The sequence below is a fragment of the Bradyrhizobium sp. AUGA SZCCT0105 genome (assembly GCF_018129565.1).
GTDB lineage: Bacteria > Pseudomonadota > Alphaproteobacteria > Rhizobiales > Xanthobacteraceae > Bradyrhizobium.
The window spans coordinates 156,304-175,029 of record NZ_JAFCMK010000008.1 but is presented as its reverse complement, the minus strand read 5'-3'; the positions used below and the strand labels follow the sequence as shown (position 1 = coordinate 175,029).

The 18,726-nt window shown below is 65.9% G+C and carries 16 protein-coding genes; 8 read left to right on the top strand and 8 right to left on the bottom strand.

Going from position 1 to position 18,726, the window contains the following annotated elements; all coding sequences use genetic code 11:
• The first annotated feature begins 189 nt into the window (after positions 1-189).
• A complete protein-coding gene (locus JQ573_RS31895) occupies positions 190-1,950 on the top strand; it encodes a chloride channel protein (RefSeq protein ID WP_212318290.1) in 1,761 nt (586 codons plus the stop codon).
• 174 nt (positions 1,951-2,124) lie between these two features.
• Here JQ573_RS31895 and JQ573_RS31890 read toward each other — a convergent pair whose 3' ends face one another.
• From JQ573_RS31890 to JQ573_RS31870, 5 genes are all read right to left on the bottom strand, one after another.
• Entirely contained in the window at positions 2,125-3,102 is a 978-nt protein-coding gene (locus JQ573_RS31890; protein WP_212318288.1) for a peptidyl-alpha-hydroxyglycine alpha-amidating lyase family protein, read from the bottom strand.
• Positions 3,103-3,229: 127 nt separating this feature from the next.
• Positions 3,230-5,017: an NAD(P)/FAD-dependent oxidoreductase gene (locus JQ573_RS31885; protein WP_212318286.1), complete on the bottom strand. Its 1,788-nt coding sequence runs from the start codon at positions 5,015-5,017 to the stop codon at positions 3,230-3,232.
• A 111-nt stretch (positions 5,018-5,128) separates the two neighbouring features.
• Complete coding sequence (locus tag JQ573_RS31880) at positions 5,129-6,214, bottom strand: DUF2855 family protein (RefSeq protein WP_212318284.1); 1,086 nt, start codon at positions 6,212-6,214, stop codon at positions 5,129-5,131.
• Positions 6,215-6,318: 104 nt separating this feature from the next.
• Entirely contained in the window at positions 6,319-7,836 is a 1,518-nt protein-coding gene (locus JQ573_RS31875; RefSeq protein WP_212318282.1) for an acyl-CoA synthetase, read from the bottom strand.
• A 30-nt stretch (positions 7,837-7,866) separates the two neighbouring features.
• Positions 7,867-8,838 carry a nitronate monooxygenase family protein gene (locus tag JQ573_RS31870; RefSeq protein ID WP_212318280.1) on the bottom strand — a complete coding sequence of 324 codons (972 nt, stop codon included), beginning with the start codon at positions 8,836-8,838 and terminating at the stop codon, positions 7,867-7,869.
• A 174-nt stretch (positions 8,839-9,012) separates the two neighbouring features.
• Here JQ573_RS31870 and JQ573_RS31865 point away from each other — a divergent pair, with 174 nt between their 5' ends.
• A complete protein-coding gene (locus tag JQ573_RS31865; RefSeq protein ID WP_212318424.1) occupies positions 9,013-9,900 on the top strand; it encodes a LysR family transcriptional regulator in 888 nt (295 codons plus the stop codon).
• 7 nt (positions 9,901-9,907) lie between these two features.
• Here JQ573_RS31865 and JQ573_RS31860 read toward each other — a convergent pair whose 3' ends face one another.
• Both JQ573_RS31860 and JQ573_RS31855 read right to left on the bottom strand, forming a co-directional pair.
• Positions 9,908-11,500 (bottom strand): glycosyl hydrolase family 17 protein, encoded by a 1,593-nt coding sequence (locus JQ573_RS31860; protein WP_212318422.1) that lies wholly within the window; start codon positions 11,498-11,500, stop codon positions 9,908-9,910.
• Positions 11,501-11,642: 142 nt separating this feature from the next.
• Positions 11,643-12,296 (bottom strand): DNA-3-methyladenine glycosylase, encoded by a 654-nt coding sequence (locus tag JQ573_RS31855; RefSeq protein ID WP_212318421.1) that lies wholly within the window; start codon positions 12,294-12,296, stop codon positions 11,643-11,645.
• A 201-nt stretch (positions 12,297-12,497) separates the two neighbouring features.
• On the opposite strand from JQ573_RS31855, the gene gluQRS reads away from it, so the two are divergent.
• Positions 12,498-13,367, top strand: coding sequence for a tRNA glutamyl-Q(34) synthetase GluQRS (gene gluQRS / locus JQ573_RS31850; protein ID WP_212318278.1), 870 nt, complete (start codon positions 12,498-12,500; stop codon positions 13,365-13,367).
• A 327-nt stretch (positions 13,368-13,694) separates the two neighbouring features.
• The gene (locus JQ573_RS31845) at positions 13,695-14,990 is read left to right on the top strand and encodes an ATP-binding protein (RefSeq protein WP_212318276.1); all 1,296 of its coding nucleotides are present in this window, start codon (positions 13,695-13,697) and stop codon (positions 14,988-14,990) included.
• On the opposite strand, the gene JQ573_RS31840 is transcribed toward JQ573_RS31845, so the two are convergent.
• Positions 14,917-15,777 carry a YihY/virulence factor BrkB family protein gene (locus JQ573_RS31840; RefSeq protein WP_409334711.1) on the bottom strand — a complete coding sequence of 287 codons (861 nt, stop codon included), beginning with the start codon at positions 15,775-15,777 and terminating at the stop codon, positions 14,917-14,919. The two genes, JQ573_RS31845 and JQ573_RS31840, sit on opposite strands and share 74 nt — an antisense overlap.
• A gap of 166 nt (positions 15,778-15,943) precedes the next feature.
• Between JQ573_RS31840 and JQ573_RS31835 the strand changes: the two genes are divergently transcribed.
• From JQ573_RS31835 to JQ573_RS31820, 4 genes are all read left to right on the top strand, one after another.
• Positions 15,944-16,138 carry a twin transmembrane helix small protein gene (locus JQ573_RS31835; RefSeq protein WP_212318272.1) on the top strand — a complete coding sequence of 65 codons (195 nt, stop codon included), beginning with the start codon at positions 15,944-15,946 and terminating at the stop codon, positions 16,136-16,138.
• 51 nt (positions 16,139-16,189) lie between these two features.
• Positions 16,190-16,762 (top strand): cob(I)yrinic acid a,c-diamide adenosyltransferase, encoded by a 573-nt coding sequence (locus JQ573_RS31830; RefSeq protein WP_212318270.1) that lies wholly within the window; start codon positions 16,190-16,192, stop codon positions 16,760-16,762.
• A 117-nt stretch (positions 16,763-16,879) separates the two neighbouring features.
• Positions 16,880-17,629, top strand: coding sequence for an electron transfer flavoprotein subunit beta/FixA family protein (locus tag JQ573_RS31825; RefSeq protein ID WP_092123260.1), 750 nt, complete (start codon positions 16,880-16,882; stop codon positions 17,627-17,629).
• The gene (locus JQ573_RS31820; protein ID WP_212318268.1) at positions 17,629-18,579 is read left to right on the top strand and encodes an electron transfer flavoprotein subunit alpha/FixB family protein; all 951 of its coding nucleotides are present in this window, start codon (positions 17,629-17,631) and stop codon (positions 18,577-18,579) included. Before JQ573_RS31825 ends, JQ573_RS31820 begins: the two co-directional genes overlap by 1 nt.
• Positions 18,580-18,726: the final 147 nt, after the last annotated feature.

Here is an 18,726-nt window from a genome sequence, read left to right as displayed (position 1 = left end):
ACGCTCCTGATCTCCCATTAGCTGCGAAGCAGCATGCACTCACATACTACAGGCAGCGTGACGGGATTGTGAAGAGCAATGAGCGGCTTATCCGCCATGCCCTGCCATGTTCCTGCCCCGATTGCCTCCCGCCCGCGAGGCCCGTAAAGGGAGCCGCAAGGCCCTGTCGGCCAGTGACGGACCCTGCCGATGACCACGACCACAAGCTATCTCGAGGCGCCGCGCCGGTTGCGCGCATTTGTGCGTGCGCACGAGACGAGCCTCGTGGTGCTGGCGCTGCTGATCGGCGCCATTGGCGGCCTCGTGGTGGCGGTCATGAGCGGCCTCGTCACGGTGCTGCATTCGGTGCTGTTCAATCTGCCGCTGGGCGATCGGCTGTCGAGCCAGCCCAGCATCGATCCCGTGCGCGCCCTCGTGGTTCCCACGGTTGGCGGGCTGGTGCTTGGAGTAGCGTTCCTGCTGCTGCTCAGGGTCCGGCCGGCCCGGGAAATCGACCCGATCGAGGCCAACGCGCTTTATGGCGGCCGGATGTCGTTCCGCGGCAGCGTGATCGTGGCGCTGCAGACGATCTGGTCGAGCGGCGTCGGCGGCTCGGTCGGGCTTGAGGCCGGCTACACCCAGCTTTCGAGCGGCCTGGCCGCCTCGCTGGGCCGCGGCTTTCATCTCCGCCGCAACGACCAGCGAATCATGGTCGGCTGCGGCGCGGCGGCGGCGATCGCGGGGGCCTTCAGCGCGCCGCTGGCGGGCGCGTTCTACGCTTTCGAACTTGTGATCGGCGGCTATACGCCGGCGAGCCTGACCCCGGTCGGTGTGGCGGCGGTGGCCGGCTATTTCGTCGCCCATGCCTTCGAGCCGCTGCCGCTCGGCGTCGGCGTCGGAACCGTCGGCGATGTGCTCGGGCGGGATCTTGCGATCGCCGCGCTGCTCGGCGTGGTCGCGGCCCTGACCGGGATTGCGATCATGCGCGGGGTGGCGCTGTGCGAGACGCTGCTCGCCAAGACCCGGCTCTGGCCGCCGCTGCGGCCGGCGCTGGGCGGGCTTGCGGTCGGCGCCATGGCGCTGCTGACGCCGCAGGTGATGTCGTCGGGCCATGGCGCGCTGCGCTTCGCCGGCATCGTGGCGATGCCGCTCACCTTCATCGCCGGCGTGTTCGCGCTGAAGGCGGTGGCCTCGATCGTCTCGCTCGGTTCGGGCTTCCGCGGCGGATTGTTCTTCGCGACGCTGTTCATGGGCGCGCTCGGCGGCCGGCTGTTTGCGGCCGGCGTCGACATCGTGTGGCCGGGGCTCAATCTCGATCCCAACGCCTATGCCGTGATCGGCATGAGCGCGCTGTCGGCCTCGGTGATCGGCGGTCCATTGACGATGTCGTTCATCGCGCTGGAATCCACCGGCAATCTCTGGCTCACCACCGCGGTGCTGGTCGCGGTCATCATCTCGACCACGATCACGCGCGAGTTGTTCGGCTATTCGTTCGCGACCTGGCGGCTGCATCTGCGCGGCGAGACCATCCGCAGCGCCGCCGATATCGGCTGGATCCGCGATCTCACGGTCGGCAAGATGATGCGGCAGGACATGACGACGGTGAACGCCGCGATGCCGATCGAGGCGTTTCGCGAGGAATTCCCTCCCGGCTCGAAGACCCAGGTCGTCGCGATCGACGGCGAGGGACGTTATGCCGGGCTCGCGCTGGTCGCGGAGGCGCACGCGCCCGATCTCGAGGCCGACAAGGGGCTTGCCGCCATCCTGCGCTACGCCGACGTGGTGCTGCATCCTGCCATGAACGTGCAGGAGGCGATCGCGGTGTTCGACGCCGCCGAAGCGGAATCGCTCGCGGTGGTCGAGGACGACGGCGACCGGCGCCCGATCGGCCTGCTCACCGAAGCGCACGCGATGCGGCGCTATGCGGAAGAATCCGAGCAGCGCCGCCGCGAGGTGATCGGCGAGATTTGATTGCGGCGGGCGTGATCATCGCGTGGTGCTCGCTATTTGATCCGTCATCCTGAGGCGCGAGCGGAGCGAGCCTCGAAGGATGCACGGCCACCAGCCGGGCCGTCGACCCTTCGAGGCTCGCTCCGCTCGCGCCTCAGGGTGACGGGTTAGAGGGATCGCTTCGGTACGCTAAAACTACACCGTCACCCGCTCCAGCTTCTGCAGGCACCGCGTCAGGCGCACCGCGGCCGGCATCTCGGTATCCGGAAAGCTGGTCTTCCAGTCGGTGACGCCGACTTCGCCGACATAGATGTCGCCGCGCGAGTCCAGCGCGATGCCGTGCGGCGCCAGGAATTTGCCGGTCTCGACGCCGGGGCCGTGCTCGCCGCCGAGCCGGGCGATGCGCTTGCCGGTGTGATCCACGATCGACAGCCGCGGGCCGAGATTGGGCACCTTGCGGTTGACCGCCATGCCGGGGCCGAGCTCGCCGATCACGAAGTTCGGCTGCTTGCCGCCACCGCAGCAGCACAACGCGCAGGGCCGGTGCAGATTGTTCCACTGCGTCTCGTATCTGCCGTTGCCGTCGAACACCTGGACGCGGTGGTTCTCGCGGTCGGCGACATAGACCCAGCCGTCGGCGTCGGTCGCGATGTTGTGCACGATGTTGAACTGGCCGGGATCGGTGCCGGGCTCGCCCCAGGTTTTGATCAACTTTCCATCCGGCGTGTATTTGTGGACGCAGGCATTGCCGTAGCCGTCGGAGACATAGATCTCGCCGTTCGGCGACAGCGCGGTATGGGTGCAGCGGTGGAACGGCTCGCCGCTCATGAACGGCGCCGGCTTGTTCGGGATGCCGATCGTCAGCAGCACCTTGCCGTCGGTCGAGCACTTGCGCACGGTGTGGTCGCCGTCGTCGGTGCAATAGAGATTGTCGTCGGCATCGATATGCAGGCCGTGGGCGCGTGCGAACACGCCTTCGCCCCAGCTCCGGATGAAGCTTCCCTCGCGGTCGAGCACCACCATCGGATGTTCGCCGCGGTTGAACACATAGACACGGTCCTTGCTGTCGACCGCGACGGAGGCGACATCCGTCAGGCTCCAGCCGTCGGGGAGTTTTGCGAAGTTCTCCACCACGCGATAGCGGTGCTCGCCGGTGCCGAGGATGGTTGGCATTGCTCGTCCTCTTTCTTCTCGTCATTCCGGGATGCGCGAAGCGCAGGCCCGAAATCCATTCGTCCGCAGAGATTGTGGCCCAATGGATTCCGGGTTCGCGCTACGCGCGCCCCGGAATGACGGCTGACTACATTAGCCTCGCCACCGGCCCGACATCGCGCGGCAACAGGCCTTCCTCAATCGCCTTGATCTGCAGCGCCAGATAACGCGAGTTGATGCGGCATTGCGCGAGGCTGCCGGCGATGAACCACAGGCCGGGCTGCGGCGTGCGCGTATACATGTTGCGCAGCTCCTGGCCGTCGCCAAAACCCCAGATCGGGCCGACCCGCGCGGCCATCACCTCGCCGAACAGCCTCTTCACCAGCTCTTCCTGCGGCCGGTAGCCGGTCGCGAGCACGATCAGGTCGGCGGCAACCGTGTCGCCGCTCTTCAGCCGCGCGCCTTCGCGCACGAAGGTCTCGATGTCGGCAAATTGCTTCAGGACGATCGCGCCGCTCGCGACGAGATCGGAGCAGCCGACGTTGAAGTAATAGCCGCCGCCGCGGGTCAGGTACTTGAACTGCCAGCCGGTGCCGCCGTCACCGAAATCGAGCTTGAAGCCCTTGCGCGCGAGACCGTCGAGCAGTGGTCTGTCGAGCTCTTTCGACTGCTCGGTCATCAGCACATGGCTGCGCTTGGCGAGCGCCAGCGGCATCGAGGTCGCGATCAGATCGTTGTCTTCGAGCGAGCCTTCATTGTAGGCGGCATAGGCCAGCTGCGCCGAGGGCTCGATATTGGTGACCAGCGTCGAGGAGCGCTGCACCAGGGTGACGTCGGCGCCGGAGGAGTGCAGATCCTGCGCGATGTCGTGGCCGCTGTTGCCGGTGCCGATGACAAGCGCGCGCTTGCCTGCCCAATGTTCGCCGTCTTCATAGCCGCTCGAATGCAGCACCTTGCCGGAGAAAGTCTTCAAGCCGGGGATATCAGGCACGCTCGGAATGCCGCTGACGCCGGTCGCCATCACGACATGGCGCGGCTGCAGTTTCCGCGTCGTGCCGTCGGTGCGGCGCAGCTCAATGGTCCAGCGTCCCTGTGCGTCGTCATAGCTGCCGCCGACGAATTCCGTTCCGGTCCAGAAGTTAAGCTCCATGGCATCGACATAGGATTCGAACCAGTTGGCGAGCTTGTCCTTCGGGATGTAGGTCGGCCAGTTCGGCGGGAACGGCATGTAGGGCAAATGATTGACCTGCACCTGGTTGTGCAGGGTGAGCGCGTGGTAGCGCTTGCGCCAATTGTCGCCGACGCGCGCCTCGCGGTCGACGATCAGCGCATCGATCTTGAGCTGTTGCAGCCGGGCGGCGATCGCAAGCCCGGCCTGTCCGCCGCCGACCACCAGCACGTCGGGATCGTGGTCGGCATATTCGGCGGCCGCCTTGCGCAGGTCGAGCCAGTTGGGTCCGCGGAAATCGCGCGAATAGGCCTGTCCACGCGGTCGTGTGTTTCCCTGCTGCTCCTCGAATCCCTTCAGTTCCTCCAGCGCGGTCAGCAAGGTCCAGGCCTTCAGCCGATCGCCGTCGGCGGCGTCAGGGATCAGCCGCACGATGCCGTGGCCGCGGCCGACAGCGGTCTCGAACTTGAAGATCGCCTCGATCGCGTTCGTGCCGGCGCGCATCACCCGGCGGGGCGGCGCGCGCTCGGCATCGATGCGGAAATCATGCGGCGCGCTGCGGCGGGCATGTGCGGGCAGTTCCTCGATGATGGCAAAGGCGCGGTTGACGGTCTGGATGTTCCAGCTCAGCGCCAGCACGTCGCGCCAATAGCTCTCGGGATGGAACAGCGGCTTCAGCAGCACATCGTCGGGGCCCGCCAGTGCATCCTCGAACTGCACAAGCCAATTGTCGGCGGCGACCGAAATATCGTCCGTCTTGTCGAGCATTGAGCGTTTCTCGTCATCGGCCGCCTTGGTGACGTTTTCTTGGCGGCGTTCCCTTGTCCGCGAGCCTATACCCATTGGCGAGGCCGCAGAAAGGGCGCGACGGGATATCGCCTATTCGGCCAGCGACAGGATCAGGCCTTGATCCGGCGGAACGCGGCCCTGCAGGGTATCGAGATAGGCCTCGCGCACCGCGGCCGGGCCCCGCCGCTCGACGACATCGAGCCAGTTGGGCAGATGCGGCACGAGCTCCGTCCATGCGGCGCCGAAACGCTGGTCGATGCCGCCGGGACCCCATTCCTTGGCGCGCTTGCGGATCTGGTCCGGTGCGAAGAACCACACCGGCTTGGCGCCGGGCAGCGTCGGCTCGTCCGGCTCGCTCGCACGATGGGTGAGCCCGACCCGGCCCGAATAGACCATCTGCGCACCGAAGTGCCGGTGCAGCGTCTCGCGTAGCGCGCTGTTGCCGGCCATGTCGACATAGGCTGTAGGCTCGGCCGCCGGGATCGCGGCGACCTGGTCATAGGTGACGACCTCGTCGTAGCAGCCGAGCGAGGTGACGAAATCGACATTGCCCTTCGAGGTCAGCCCGATCACCCGGATACCGCGCTTGTGCAGGAGGTGGGCGAGCCCGAACGCGGTCTTGCTCGAGGCCGACGACAGGATGACGCGGCGTGCGCCGTAGAACGCGTTCTCGGCCAGAAAGTCGTCGACCAGGAACGACAGCATGAACAAGGGCAGCAGCAGCGCGCGGAAATCGCCCTGCTGGCCGGCATAGGTCGGATCGCCGGAGACGCGGGCATAGGCATTGTAGACCGGCGACACCTCCTGCCGGTGCGCGGCGCCGTCACGCAGGCCACGCTTGCTGACATCGGCCGCCTCGATCACCAGATGGGTCGCCATCGGGAAATAGCCGAACAGCGTTTCGCCGGCTGCGACCGCGGGATGCTTCGAGGCCAGCACCTCGCCGAAGCCCCACACGGGGATAATGCCGTACCCGTCGGGCGCCGGGAACAGGTGCCAGTATTTCAGCTGCTCGCCGATCACGGCGTAGGTGATGTTGTTGGCGGTGAAGGCGAAGCGGGTCACCTTCACCAGCAGCGCATCGGCCGGCAGCGCCGTGGCGTCGGGCAGCTGCGTCTCGATTACCTTGCATTGCTGCAGGTCGTTGCGGATGACGATGAAGTCGGTGGAGTTCATGGCGATGATCCCGGCGTCAGATGCGCCGGCATCGTTGCGTCGATCGCCGGCCTTTTGCAACAGCAACTAAGTTTCAAACGCCGTTCGCCTCACCGTCACCTTGGTTAGCGAAGCTGCCCTTCGCGGTAGAGGTCGCGCAGCTTGCGCTTGAAGATCTTGCCGGTGGCCTCGCGCGGCAGCGCGTCCATGAAGCGGATGTCCCTCGGCACCTTGAAATTGGCGAGCTTGCCGCGCAGGAAATCCTGGATCGCCGCGACCGACAGCGTGCTGCCCGCTTCCGGCTCGACGCAGGCGAACAGCCGCTCGCCATACTCGTCGTCGGGCACGCCGAATACGGCGCAGTCGCGGACGCCTGCCATGCCGATCAGGGTATTCTCGATCTCCGCGGGGTAGATGTTGACGCCGCCCGAGATCACCATGTCGCGCTTGCGGTCGCACAGGAACAGATAGCCGTCAGCGTCGAGATAGCCGACATCGCCGACGCTGATCAGGCCGTCGTGATCGGCCTCGGCGCGTGCCTTGGCGTTGCCGTGATAGTCGAAGTCCGAGATCAACGTTTGGCGCATGAAGATCTCGCCGGGCTCGTCGACGTCGCATTGCGTCCCGTCGGGCCGGAAGATCTTGACGATGCCGCCCTCGATGGCGCGGCCGACGGTGCCGGGCTTCGCCAGCGCCTCGGCCGACGAATGCCAGACCGGGATGCCGGTCTCGGTCGAGCCGAGATATTCGTTGATGACCGGTCCCCACCACTCGATCATCGCGCGCTTGACGTCGACCGGGCAGGGCGCCGCGCCGTGCACGATGAAGCGCAGCGACGACAGGTCGTAGCGGCGCCGTGTCTCTTCCGGCAGGCGCAGCAGCCGCACGAACATAGTCGGCACCATATGCATGTGGGTGACGCGGTGACGCTCGATCAGTTGCAGCAGATCCTCGGGATCGAAACGCGGTTCGAGCACGATGCTGCAGCCATTGCGGAACGCGAGCATGCCGTAGGAATGCGGCGCCGAATGGTACATCGGCCCGTTCATCAGGATCACCTGATCTTCGTCAGGCTTGACGCCATAGGTGATGGCGCCGATGCGGGCCGCCGCCGGCAGCTGCTCGGGACGCATCGGCTTGCGCCGCACGCCCTTCGGCAGTCCGGTCGTGCCCGAGGTGTAGAACATCGGCGCGGCGCCGAGTGGGGCGTCGGTCAGCGGCGCATGGGTGTCGCGCCATTGGTCCCAGTCGGCGACGCCGTCGGGCACGCGCGTGAGTTCCGGCGCCACGCCATAGGCTGCGGCGATCTCCGGCGGCGTCGTCACCACCAGGAGCTTGATCCCCGGCGGCAACCCGTCGCGGATCTGCGGCAGCAGGTCGGCGTGGCAGACCAGCGTGTCGGCGCCGCTGTCGGACAGGATGTAGGCGACCTCGTCGGCCTTCAGATGCCAGTTGATCGGCACCACCGGACTGCCGAGCGCGGCTGCGGCCGCGACCACCTCGAACAGCGCGAAATCGTTGCGTAGCATCATGCCAACCGGCTTGCCGCCCTGAACGCCGAGCGCGCGGAAGCCGGTCGCCGCCCGCGCGATACGGGCGTGAATGTCGCTATAGCTGATCTGTCTGTCGCCGCTGATGATCATGGCCGATTCCTCCAGACGATCATGCAGGCGTCAGGCACTGGCCCGCAAGAAGTCGCTACGCGCCGCGGTGAACTCCGCCTTCATCCGCGCCACCAGCTCGGCGACCGGCGGGGCGTCGGTGATCTGGCCGATGCCCTGGCCCGAGCCCCAGATGTCGCGCCAGGCCTTGGCCTTCGTGTTGCCGCCGGAGCCGAAATTCATCTTGGACTTGTCGGCGACCGGCAGATTGCCCGGATCGAGGCCTGCCGCTGCGATCGACGGTCCGAGATAGTTGCCGTGCACGCCGGTGAACAGGTTCGAATACACGATGTCGTGCGCGGCGTATTCGGTCAGCGCCTGCTTGTACCTGATGTCGGCATTGGCTTCCTCGGTCGCGATGAAGCGGGTGCCCACATAAGCGAGGTCGGCGCCGAGCGCCAGCGCCGATGCGATGCTCCAGCCGTCCGAGATCGCGCCCGACAGCAGGATGGTGCCCTTGAACCACTGCTTGACCTCGCGCACCAACGCGAACGGCGACAGCGTGCCGGCATGGCCACCCGCGCCGGCGCAGACCAGGATCAATCCGTCGACGCCCTGCTCGGCGGCCTTGCGGGCGTGCTTCACGTTGATGACGTCGTGGAACACCACGCCGCCATAGGAATGCGCGGCTTCGACGATTTCGGACGGCGGACGCAGCGAGGTAATGATGATGGGCACCTTGTGCTTCACGCAGGTTTCCATGTCGTGCATCAGCCGGTCGTTGGAGGCGTGGCAGATCTGGTTGACTGCGTAAGGGGCGACCTTTTTCTCCGGATGCTTCGCCTGGTACTCGCCGAGCTCGTTCTCGATCTGGGTCAGCCATTCGTCGAGCTTCTCGACCGGGCGGGCGTTGAGTGCCGGGAATGAGCCGACGATGCCGGCCTTGCACTGCGCGATCACGAGCTCGGGCCCCGAGACGATGAATAGCGGGGAACCGACGACCGGCAGTTCAAGCCGGTTGGCGAGCGAGGCGGGCAGCGACATTGTTCGGATCCTCCATGCGCGCCGCCCGGCTAGTGCCGGGGTGGATCGCGATTTGTTGTGATGGCCGGAGCGGCGGCTCCCTTGGCGCGGCAATATAAGGCTGGACGGCTGCGTCATGACGTTCAATATTGAACAGATGATTGGCCAGAAATGAACAAAGGCGCGGGCGGCGGCATGGACTGGGAGCTTTGCAAGACGTTCGTCGCCGTGGCTGAGACGCGCAGCTTTGCCGGGGCGGCGCGGCGGCTGCGCATCAGCCACCCCACCGTCGGGCGCAACGTCGCGGCGCTCGAGAAGCAGCTCGGGACCCGCCTGTTCGCCCGTTCGAATGACGGCCTGTCGCTGACATCGCATGGCCGCAAGTTCCGCGAGCACACCGAGGTGATGGCGGCTGCGGCCCTGCGCGCGGAGGCGGCAGCGTCCGCCACCGGTGCGCAGGCCCGCGGCGTCGTGAAGCTGTCGATCGGCGCGACGCTGGCGGCGCATTGGCTGATGCCGCGCCTCGGGCCGTTCCTGCACGATCACGCCAACATCCAGCTCGAGATCATCACCCATCCGTTTCCGGCGAGCGTCCGGCGTCGCGAGGCCGACGTGGTGCTGCGGCCGGTCGATGCCGGCGACGAGAACCTGATCGGGCGCAAGATCGGACGGCTCGGCGCCGGCTTCTACGCGTCACGCGGTTATGCCGCTGGACGCAAGCTGCCGGAGCGGCCGGACGAGTGGCGGGGGCACAGCGTGATCGGATTTGCCGACCAGGCCTCGAATGCGCGGCTGGCGCGGTGGAGCGATGTCATCACACGGCAGGGCACGCTGGTGATGCGCTGCTCCTCGCAAAGCGACATGCTTGCGGCGGCGCGGGCTGGCCTCGGGATTTGCGCGCTGTCCTGTCTGGTCGGGGCCGACTATCCCGATCTGGTTCGGGTCGCGCCGCAAAAGCTGTCGAGCCTCTCCGATCTCTGGCTGCTCGCCCATCCCGATCTGGTCGAGCTTCCCTCGGTGCGCGCCGTCATCGGCTTCGTCACCGATTGCGCGCGCGAGGACCGCGTCAGGCTGCGCGGTTAGCTGTGTTTCAGGCGCGGGCCCGCCATAACGTTACCGCGAGCAACATGAAGGCAGCGCAAGTCCACAGCGACTGCCAATTCTCTGGCCCTTCGTTGAGCCCTGTGTAGACTGCGGCTGCAAGGAAAATGCCGGCAAATATCGATTCCGCCAGAGGGCGGTTTCCCTTCCCGGGAGGATTGAGCAGCGTCAAGGCTGCAAAGGGCACCGCCGCCATCGTGAGGGGCGCGAACGGAAAATCGATGAAGCGCGGGTCGAAGATAAGGCCGAGTGCTGTCGCTGTGCCGATCACGGCGGTGACCATCAAGGCCAATCCGTGCACCGTCACCAGTATCGATTCAGTGTGGTAGCCCCTCGGACCCAGCAATTCGGCAAAGCTGGGCGGTGCGCGGCCCGACATCAGGGCGTTGGCGCCGAACACCGGCGAGGCCGTTGCCGCCACAAGAAGCGAGCCCCACACAAGCCAGCCTCCGGTGCCGTAGCTTTCATAGACCAGTCGCTGCGCGGCGACCCCGAACAGGATTCCGGCTGTGGTCGCAGAGAGTCCAACCGCAAGCCATGACACGAGCCTTGCTTCCTTTGGCTCCCTCGGCTTGCGGCGCAAGGTCAGCCATGCCGCGCCGAACACCAGGATCGCCAACGCCATTCCGCTGCACATTTGCAGTTTCCAGAACGGAAAATTGCTGATCGGCAGGCCAGCCGGATACTTCAGTGTTCGCTCTTCGGAATCGAACAGGCCCCAGGAGCCGCCGACCGTGCCCTCGATCTCGCGCTTCCATCCTTCATCGTACGCCTCGAACAAATTGACGCGGAAATGCTCACGCCGGGCAAGGTCGAGCACTTCCGAGACCACCCGCGCCTGATTGACGCGTGACGGCAGCGCAGACTCGCGCATGCGCCCCTCGCTCGGCCAGCCTACTTCTCCGATAAAGATTTCCTTGCCCGGAAAAACCGCCGCGATCTGCCGGCGCATCTCGTCAGCGTGGGCAGCGGCACGTTCCGCGGGGATCGGGATGTTCTCCCAGTACGGCAGGATGTGAATCGTGATGAAGTCGACGGCGTCGGAAAGTTCGCGATTGCTCAGCCAGAACTCCCAGACGTCGGCATAGGTGACGGGAACGCTAACCTGCGCCTTGATCGAGCGGATCATGGTGGCGAGGTCGGACGGCGACATTTCCTTGCGCAGCAAAACCTCGTTGCCGACCACGAGCGCGATGATCGTGTTGGGATATTCCTTGGCGAGGCGTATCGCCGTTTCGACCTGCGTTGCATTCTTCTTTCGGTCCCGATCGAGGAAAATGCCCTGAATGACTTTCAGCCCCGCCTTGGCTGCGAGCCCGGGAATCTGATCGAGACCGAGATCGGTCGCATAGGTGCGGATGCAGTCGGATATCTTCGCGAGTTGCGCGAGATCTTCCGCGATCTGTTCCGGTGTGACCTGCGTCGCGGGAGCAAGTGATGTCTGATTGTTGCGGAACGGGGCGTAGGAGATGCACTGGACTTTATCGCTCGGATCGATCGGAGCGCGCACCAGGCTGACCGGGATGCCCAGCCACCACCACGCCGCGGCGATAGCCCCGAGGGATATCAGGAGAAGCGTCAGCGGAGTGCGAAGTAAAACCAGGTCCGTCCTCCTTGCAGGAAGGATGTGCTGGGCAAAATGGGCGAGGCCGGCAAATTGAAAAAATATTGGTCTGCTCTTGCTATATCACGCGATCACGCAGTTGGAATATTTTCTCGACGACCTACTTCGCGCCGGCGATCACGCCTTCGCGATTCCTGAGTACGCGATAATATGCCCACCACAGATGCGCGGCGGCGCCGCGCAGCGGACGCCACGGTTCGGCAAGCGGTGCCATCTGCTTCGGCGTCGGCCGCTCCTTCAGCCCGAGCCCGACCTTGACCGCTTCCTGGACGGCGAGGTCGCCGGCCGGCCACGCATCGCCATGGCCGAGGCAGAACAAGAGATAAACGTCGGCGGTCCACGGGCCGATCCCGGGCAGCGCGGTCAGCGTGTTGTGCGCGGCATCGGCCTCTTCGTTGGCGAGCACATCGAGGTTCAGCCGCTCCTCGGCGAGCTCGCGCGCGATGTGCTTCAGCGTCTTGATCTTGGCCGCCGAGAGCCCGAGCCGGCCGAGCCGGTCGGCGCGCGCCTTGCGAATCGTCTCATGGTGGAACGGGTCGAACGCCTTGCTGACGCGACCCCAGATCGCGGCAGCACTCGCGGTCGACAGCTGCTGGCCGCAGACGATCGCGGCAAGTCCCGCAAACCCCGGCTCGCGCTGCCGGATGGCCGGCATTCCGGTCAGTTCTAGGATCGGGCGCAGCCGCCGATCCTGGTCGACCAGCTTCTGGATCGCCTCGTCAAGGTCGGCCTGGGTTTCGAGATGGATCAGCATTGCGGGATCTGCATTCGGCTTGTCATGCGCGGGCTTGACCCGCGCATCCATCTCCTATCGTAACAGAGTCTTGTCCAGCCGCATGGTCCGGAAAAGTGGAAACCGGTTTTGCTTCGCGACAAGCGCCAGGCGTTTGCGCGAAGATCATGCCCAAACAAGCATCGCCGGGTCGAGCCCGGCAATGACCTGCGATCGAACGCCATGCCACCCGTTTTCCGTTTTGCCCCGAGTCCGAATGGCTACCTGCATCTCGGCCACGCCTATTCGGCGCTGCTCAACCATGACCTCGCGAAGCAGTCGGGCGGACGCTTCCTGCTGCGGATCGAGGACATCGACGCGACGCGCTGCCGGGTCGAGTTCGAGCAGGCGATCTACGAGGATCTGGCCTGGCTCGGCATCGCCTGGGAGACCCGGGTGCGGCGGCAGTCGGAGCATTTTGCCGCCTATGGCGCGGCGATCGATCGTCTGGCGGCCGAGCGGCTGGTCTATCCGAGCTTCGAGAGCCGCGCCGACATCGCGCGGCTGGTCGCGGACCGCGAGTCCGCCAGCGCGTGGCCGCGCGATCCGGATGGCGCGCCGCTCTATCCGGGAACGGCGAAATCGCTCTCGGCCGAGCAGCGAGACCGGCTGATCGGGCAGGGCGCGCCGTTCGCGCTGCGGCTCGACATGGCGGCGGCATGCGCGCGCGCCGGCGGCCTGCGCTGGCAGGAGGCCGGCGAGGGACCGGCCGGCGAGACCGGGGACGTGGGGGCCCGGCCGGAGGCCTGGGGCGACGTGATCCTGGCGCGCAAGGAGACCCCAACCAGTTACCATCTCTCGGTCGTGATTGACGACGCGCTGCAAGGCGTCACCGATGTGGTCAGGGGCGTTGACCTGTTCTGGTCGACCAGCGTGCATCGGCTGTTGCAGGAGCTGCTTGGCGTGCCCGTGCCGGCCTATCGTCACCATGCGCTGATCCGGGACACCGCCGGCCAAAAGCTGTCGAAATCGACCCGGGCGACCGGGCTGCGCGAGCTGCGGGCCGAGGGTGCGAGCCCGGCCGATATCCGCCGCCTGGTCGGCTTGCTCTAGCGTGCTGCACATGATTTCGGAATAATGGAAGTCTGCCGTTGATTTGCCCGACGTGTCAAGTTGCCGTGTCGAACGCCGGTAGCCGCCGGCTACTTTGCATGGGGTTGTTTTCGATATTTTGGCGGCGCGTCCCTGCGACGGCAGGCTATCGCATATGGCTGTCAGCCAAGTGCCATGTCCGACAGCCCTTCCCGCAAGCGGGTGAGATACCGCGGGTGGATGGACTGGTTACCATCATCCTGACTTGCCTTGGCTAAACCCAAAGGGCGCCGTGACTCTGCCGCTCCTGGCATGCCATGCTGCCCGCGGGGCGGGGTCACGGAGATCATGGCGAAAGTATCGCGCGGAGGGCGCAACAAGCGGCGAGCCAAGGGCGAGCCGTCGAAGACCAGCGTCGCCAAGACGGTCACCAAGACGGTCGCGAAGCCGGGCCGCAAGCGAACTGCGCCGAAGGCCTCCCGCAAGGCCGGTCCCGGCATGATCGAGACTGCGCTTGCCGCCTTTGCCCATGAGGTCCGGACCCCGCTGACCGGAATCCTCGCGATCAGCAACCTGCTCGCGACATCGGATCTCGACGAGCGCGAGCGGCGCTGGGTCGATACCATCAAGGCCGGCGCCGAGCATCTGGCTAACCTTGCGACCCTGTTCGTCGATGCTGCCCGGAGCGAGGGGCCGGGGCTCGAGATCCGGCAGGATTTCTTCGACCTGCGCACGCTGGCGCGCCACGCCGGGGATTCGCTGGCCGGACGCGCGGCAGCCAAGGGATTGCGGGCCTCGGTCGAGATCTCCGCCAAGTTGCCGGCGTTTGCGGTCGGCGATCCCGTCCGGCTGCGCGCGGCGCTGGAGAACCTGATCGACAACGCCGTCAAGTTCACCGAGCAGGGCAGCATCGAGCTGCACGTCGCGCCGGCGCGCGCGGCCAAGGGGGCGGCCAAGAGAAAGGCCGACGGCAGGATCGGGGTTGTCTTTGCGATCTCCGACAGCGGCATCGGCTTGACGCTATCGGAGGTCAAGCGCCTGTTCCGGCCGTTCTCGCAGGCCAATGTCTCGATCGCCGCGCGGTTCGGCGGCGCCGGGCTCGGCCTGTCCTCGGTGAAGCAGCTCGCGCGCGCCATGGGCGGCGACATCGTCGTGGCCCAGCGCAAGGGCGGCGGCGCCGTCTTCACGCTCAACGTGGTGCTGGCTTCAGCCGCAGGACCGGCCGGTGCGTCCTCGAGCGAAGGCGCGGCGGTGCCTTCATCGCAGGGGCTGCGGCTGCTCAGCGTCGAGGACAATCCGTTCGGCCGTGTCGTGCTCAACACGATCCTGACCGAGCTCGGCCACCATGCCGAATTCATCGGTCAGGGCGAGGGGGCGCCCGACCGGCTCGGACAGGGGGCCTTCGATGCCGTGCTGATGGATATGGTGCTGCCCGGCATCGGCGGTGTCGAGGCCATCAAGCGCATCCGCGCGCTGCCGCCGCCGCACGGCCGCATCGTGATCGTCGGGATTTCCGGGCGTGCCGAGGACGAAGCCGCGGCGCGCGCCGCCGGCGCCGACGCGTTCCTGGTCAAACCTGTTTCTCCGCGGGCGCTCGCGACTGCGCTGCTTGAAGCGGCACGCCGTGCGGCAGCCGCGACTTGATGATCGCCGCGTTCAGCTCGCCGCCGAACACGAAGATCGCGGCGATGAAATACAGGAACACCAGCGCGATCACCACCGAGGCGAGCCCCGCATACATCGTGACGTAGTTGTTGGCGAAGCGCGCCAGATACATGCCGAAGCCGATGCCCGAGATCAGCGACGCCACTATGGTGAAGATGATGCCGGGCAGGATCTGCGTGAAGCCGCGGCGGCCCGCCGGCAGCCAGGCGTGCAGGATGAAGAGCGCGACGACCAGCGCCAGCACGGTGATGCCGTAACGGGCGGTGTTGAGCAGGCTCTCGTTCGATTCGACGAAGAACGGAATATAGCGCCGCGCCGCCTCGATGATCAGCGGCCCGAGCACGATCAGGAAGGCCATCGCGAGCGAGGTGAACGCCGCGACCAGCGTGTAGCCGATCGATTCCAGCCGCAGCCAGTACCAGCGCCGCGGCTCGATCACGGCATAGGCGCGGTTGAGCGCCACCCGCAGCGCCTCGACGCCGTTGGAGGCGAAGTATACCGCGAGCACCGCGCCGATGGTCAGGATGCCGCCGCGGGTGTTGGTCAGCACGTCGTGGATCTGGCCGGACAGCGCCTCGGCGACCTGCTGCGGCCAGACCTGCAGCAACAGACCGACGGCCTGGTCGGCAAGCTCGTTGGAGCCGAAGAAGCCGGCCACCGACGTCAGCACGATCAGGAACGGAAACAGCGCCATCAGGGTCGACAGCGCGATGTGGCTCGCGATCGCCCAGCCGTCGTCGGCGAGGAACGTGTAAAAGGCATCCATCACGACGTGGTAGACGTAACGAAGCTGCTTCACATTCCACCCGGCATTGTCGAAAACCGCTCGGTCCGAGGACGGACCCAGCATCTGATATTACGCCGTGAAAAGCCAGTTGGTTGCATGCGCCGCCTGTGTGGAAGTCCGCGTCCTGCGGTGTTATGTACCGCAGATGACATCTGTCCTCAGCACGATCATTCTTCCCGTTGCCGTCGGCGCCGTCGCGCTGGTGCTCTTGCTCGGCCTCGTCAACATGATGAAGGGCGGCTCGCCGAACACATCGCAGAAGCTGATGCGGCTGCGCGTGCTGCTCCAGTTCGTCGCCATCGTCATCGCGATGATCGCGGTCTGGGCGATGGGGCGGTAGACGCGTTTTGAGCAAAAGTGCGCGAGGCGCAAACCTTAGGGGATCACGGCCATGGTCGTTCTCAATCGGATCTACACGCGCACCGGCGATGACGGCACCACCGCGCTCGGCTCCGGCGAGCGGCGACCGAAATACGATCTGCGGGTTGCCGCCTATGGCACCGTCGACGAGACCAATGCCGCGATCGGCGTGGTGCGGCTGCATCTGGCCGACAGCCACGAGGTCGATGCGATGCTCGGCCGGATCCAGAACGATCTGTTCGATCTCGGCGCCGACCTTGCGGTGCCCGAGCGCGAGGGCAAGACTGAGCGTCTGCGGATGCTGGCGAGCCAGGTCGAGCGGCTCGAGCATGACATCGACAGCCTCAACGACCAGCTGGCGCCGCTGACCTCGTTCGTGCTGCCCGGCGGGACGCCGGCTTCTGCATATCTGCATCTCGCCCGGACGATATGTCGCCGCGCGGAACGGATCATGGTGGAACTCGCAGCCCGGCCGGACGAGACGGTCAATGCCGCTGGCATCCAGTATATGAACCGACTGTCCGATTTCCTGTTCGTTGCCAGCCGCTTCCAGAACAATAAAGGGGCCGGTGACGTGTTGTGGGTGCCGGGCCAGAACCGCTAAACTGGTTCAAAACCGGGGGACGGTTTTTTGGCTTTGCCGCGTTGACCGGGGGGTACGGGACCTTTAGGTTCCGCGCCAGCCAACCGAAACCCATAAAATCAAAGCGAAAGAGGATCGATGAAGGTTCTTGTGCCGGTAAAGCGGGTCGTCGACTACAACGTCAAGGTCCGCGTCAAGAGCGATGGATCGGGCGTGGAGCTCGCCAACGTCAAGATGTCGATGAACCCGTTCGACGAGATCGCCGTCGAGGAAGCGCTGCGGCTGAAGGAAGCCGGCAAGGCGACCGAAGTGGTGGTGGTGTCGATCGGACCGGCGCAGGCTTCCGAGACCATTCGCACCGGGCTTGCGATGGGCGCCGACCGCGGCATCCTGGTCAAGGCCGAAGGCAATGTCGAACCGCTCGCGGTGGCCAAGATTCTCAAGGCGGTCGTCGAGGCGGAGCAGCCCGGCCTCGTCATCCTCGGCAAGCAGGCGATCGACGACGATAGCAATCAGACCGGCCAGATGCTGGCCGCGCTGCTCGGTTGGTCGCAGGCGACCTTCGCCTCCAAGCTCGAAGTCGAAGGCTCCGACTTCAAGGTCACGCGTGAAGTCGACGGCGGCCTGCAGACCATCAAGCTCAAGGGCCCGGCAATCGTCACCACTGACCTGCGCCTCAACGAGCCGCGCTATGCGTCGCTGCCCAACATCATGAAGGCGAAGAAGAAGCCGATCGACGACAAGAGCGCGTCGGATTACGGCGTCGATCTCACGCCGCGTCTGGAAGTGCTGAAGACCGCGGAACCGGCAGGCCGCAAGGCGGGCGTCAAGGTCAAGGACGTCGCCGAACTCGTGAACAAGCTCAAGACCGAAGCCGGGGTTCTCTGATGACGACGCTGTTGATTGCTGAACACGACCACGAGACCCTGAAGGACTCGACCAACAAGGCGCTGACGGCGGCGAGCCAGCTCGGCGGCGACGTCCATGTGCTGGTTGCCGGTGGCGGCCAGGGCACCAAGGCGGCGGCGGAAGCAGCCGCCAAGCTTGCCGGCGTCGCCAAGGTGCTGGTGGCCGAAGGTCCCGCCTATGAGCACGACCTTGCCGAGCCGCTGGCTGCGCTGATCGTCGCGCTGGCCCCGAACTATGACGCCTTCGTCGCGCCCGCGACGTCGCGCTTCAAGAACGTGATGCCGCGCGTCGCAGCGCTGCTCGACGTCATGCAGGTCTCGGAGATCATCAAGGTGGTCGCGCCCGACACCTATGAGCGGCCGATCTATGCCGGCAACGCGATCCAGACCGTGAAGTCGAAGGACGCCAAGAAGGTGATCACCGTCCGCACCTCGACCTTCGCTGCGGCCGGCGAGGGCGGCAGCGCCGCGATCGAGAACGCCGCATCCGCCGCCGATCCCGGCCTGTCCACGTTCGTCGGCGAGGAAGTCGCCAAGAGCGACCGTCCGGAACTGACCTCGGCCAAGATCATCGTCTCGGGTGGCCGCGCCATGCAGAGCCGCGAGAACTTCGCCAAGTACATCGAGCCGCTCGCCGACAAGCTCGGTGCCGGCGTCGGCGCCTCGCGCGCCGCGGTCGATGCCGGCTATGCGCCGAACGACTGGCAGGTCGGCCAGACCGGCAAGGTGGTGGCCCCGGAACTCTATGTCGCGGTCGGCATCTCCGGCGCGATCCAGCATCTGGCCGGCATGAAGGACTCCAAGGTGATCGTCGCCATCAACAAGGATGAGGACGCACCGATCTTCCAGGTCGCCGATTACGGCCTGGTCGCCGACCTCTATCAGGCGGTTCCGGAGCTCACCGAAGCACTCGGCAAGCTCGGAAAGTAAGCGACAAGACACCGGCCGGGTGGCTAAGCTCCGGCCGGTGTTACTATTCTTGGGGCGCAACTCTTGGGGCGCAACGATCCGGAAACGGTTTTCCGGAAGGATCGTTTCCGGCAGGGAAGATGGATCGGGTGCGATTACGTCGTAATC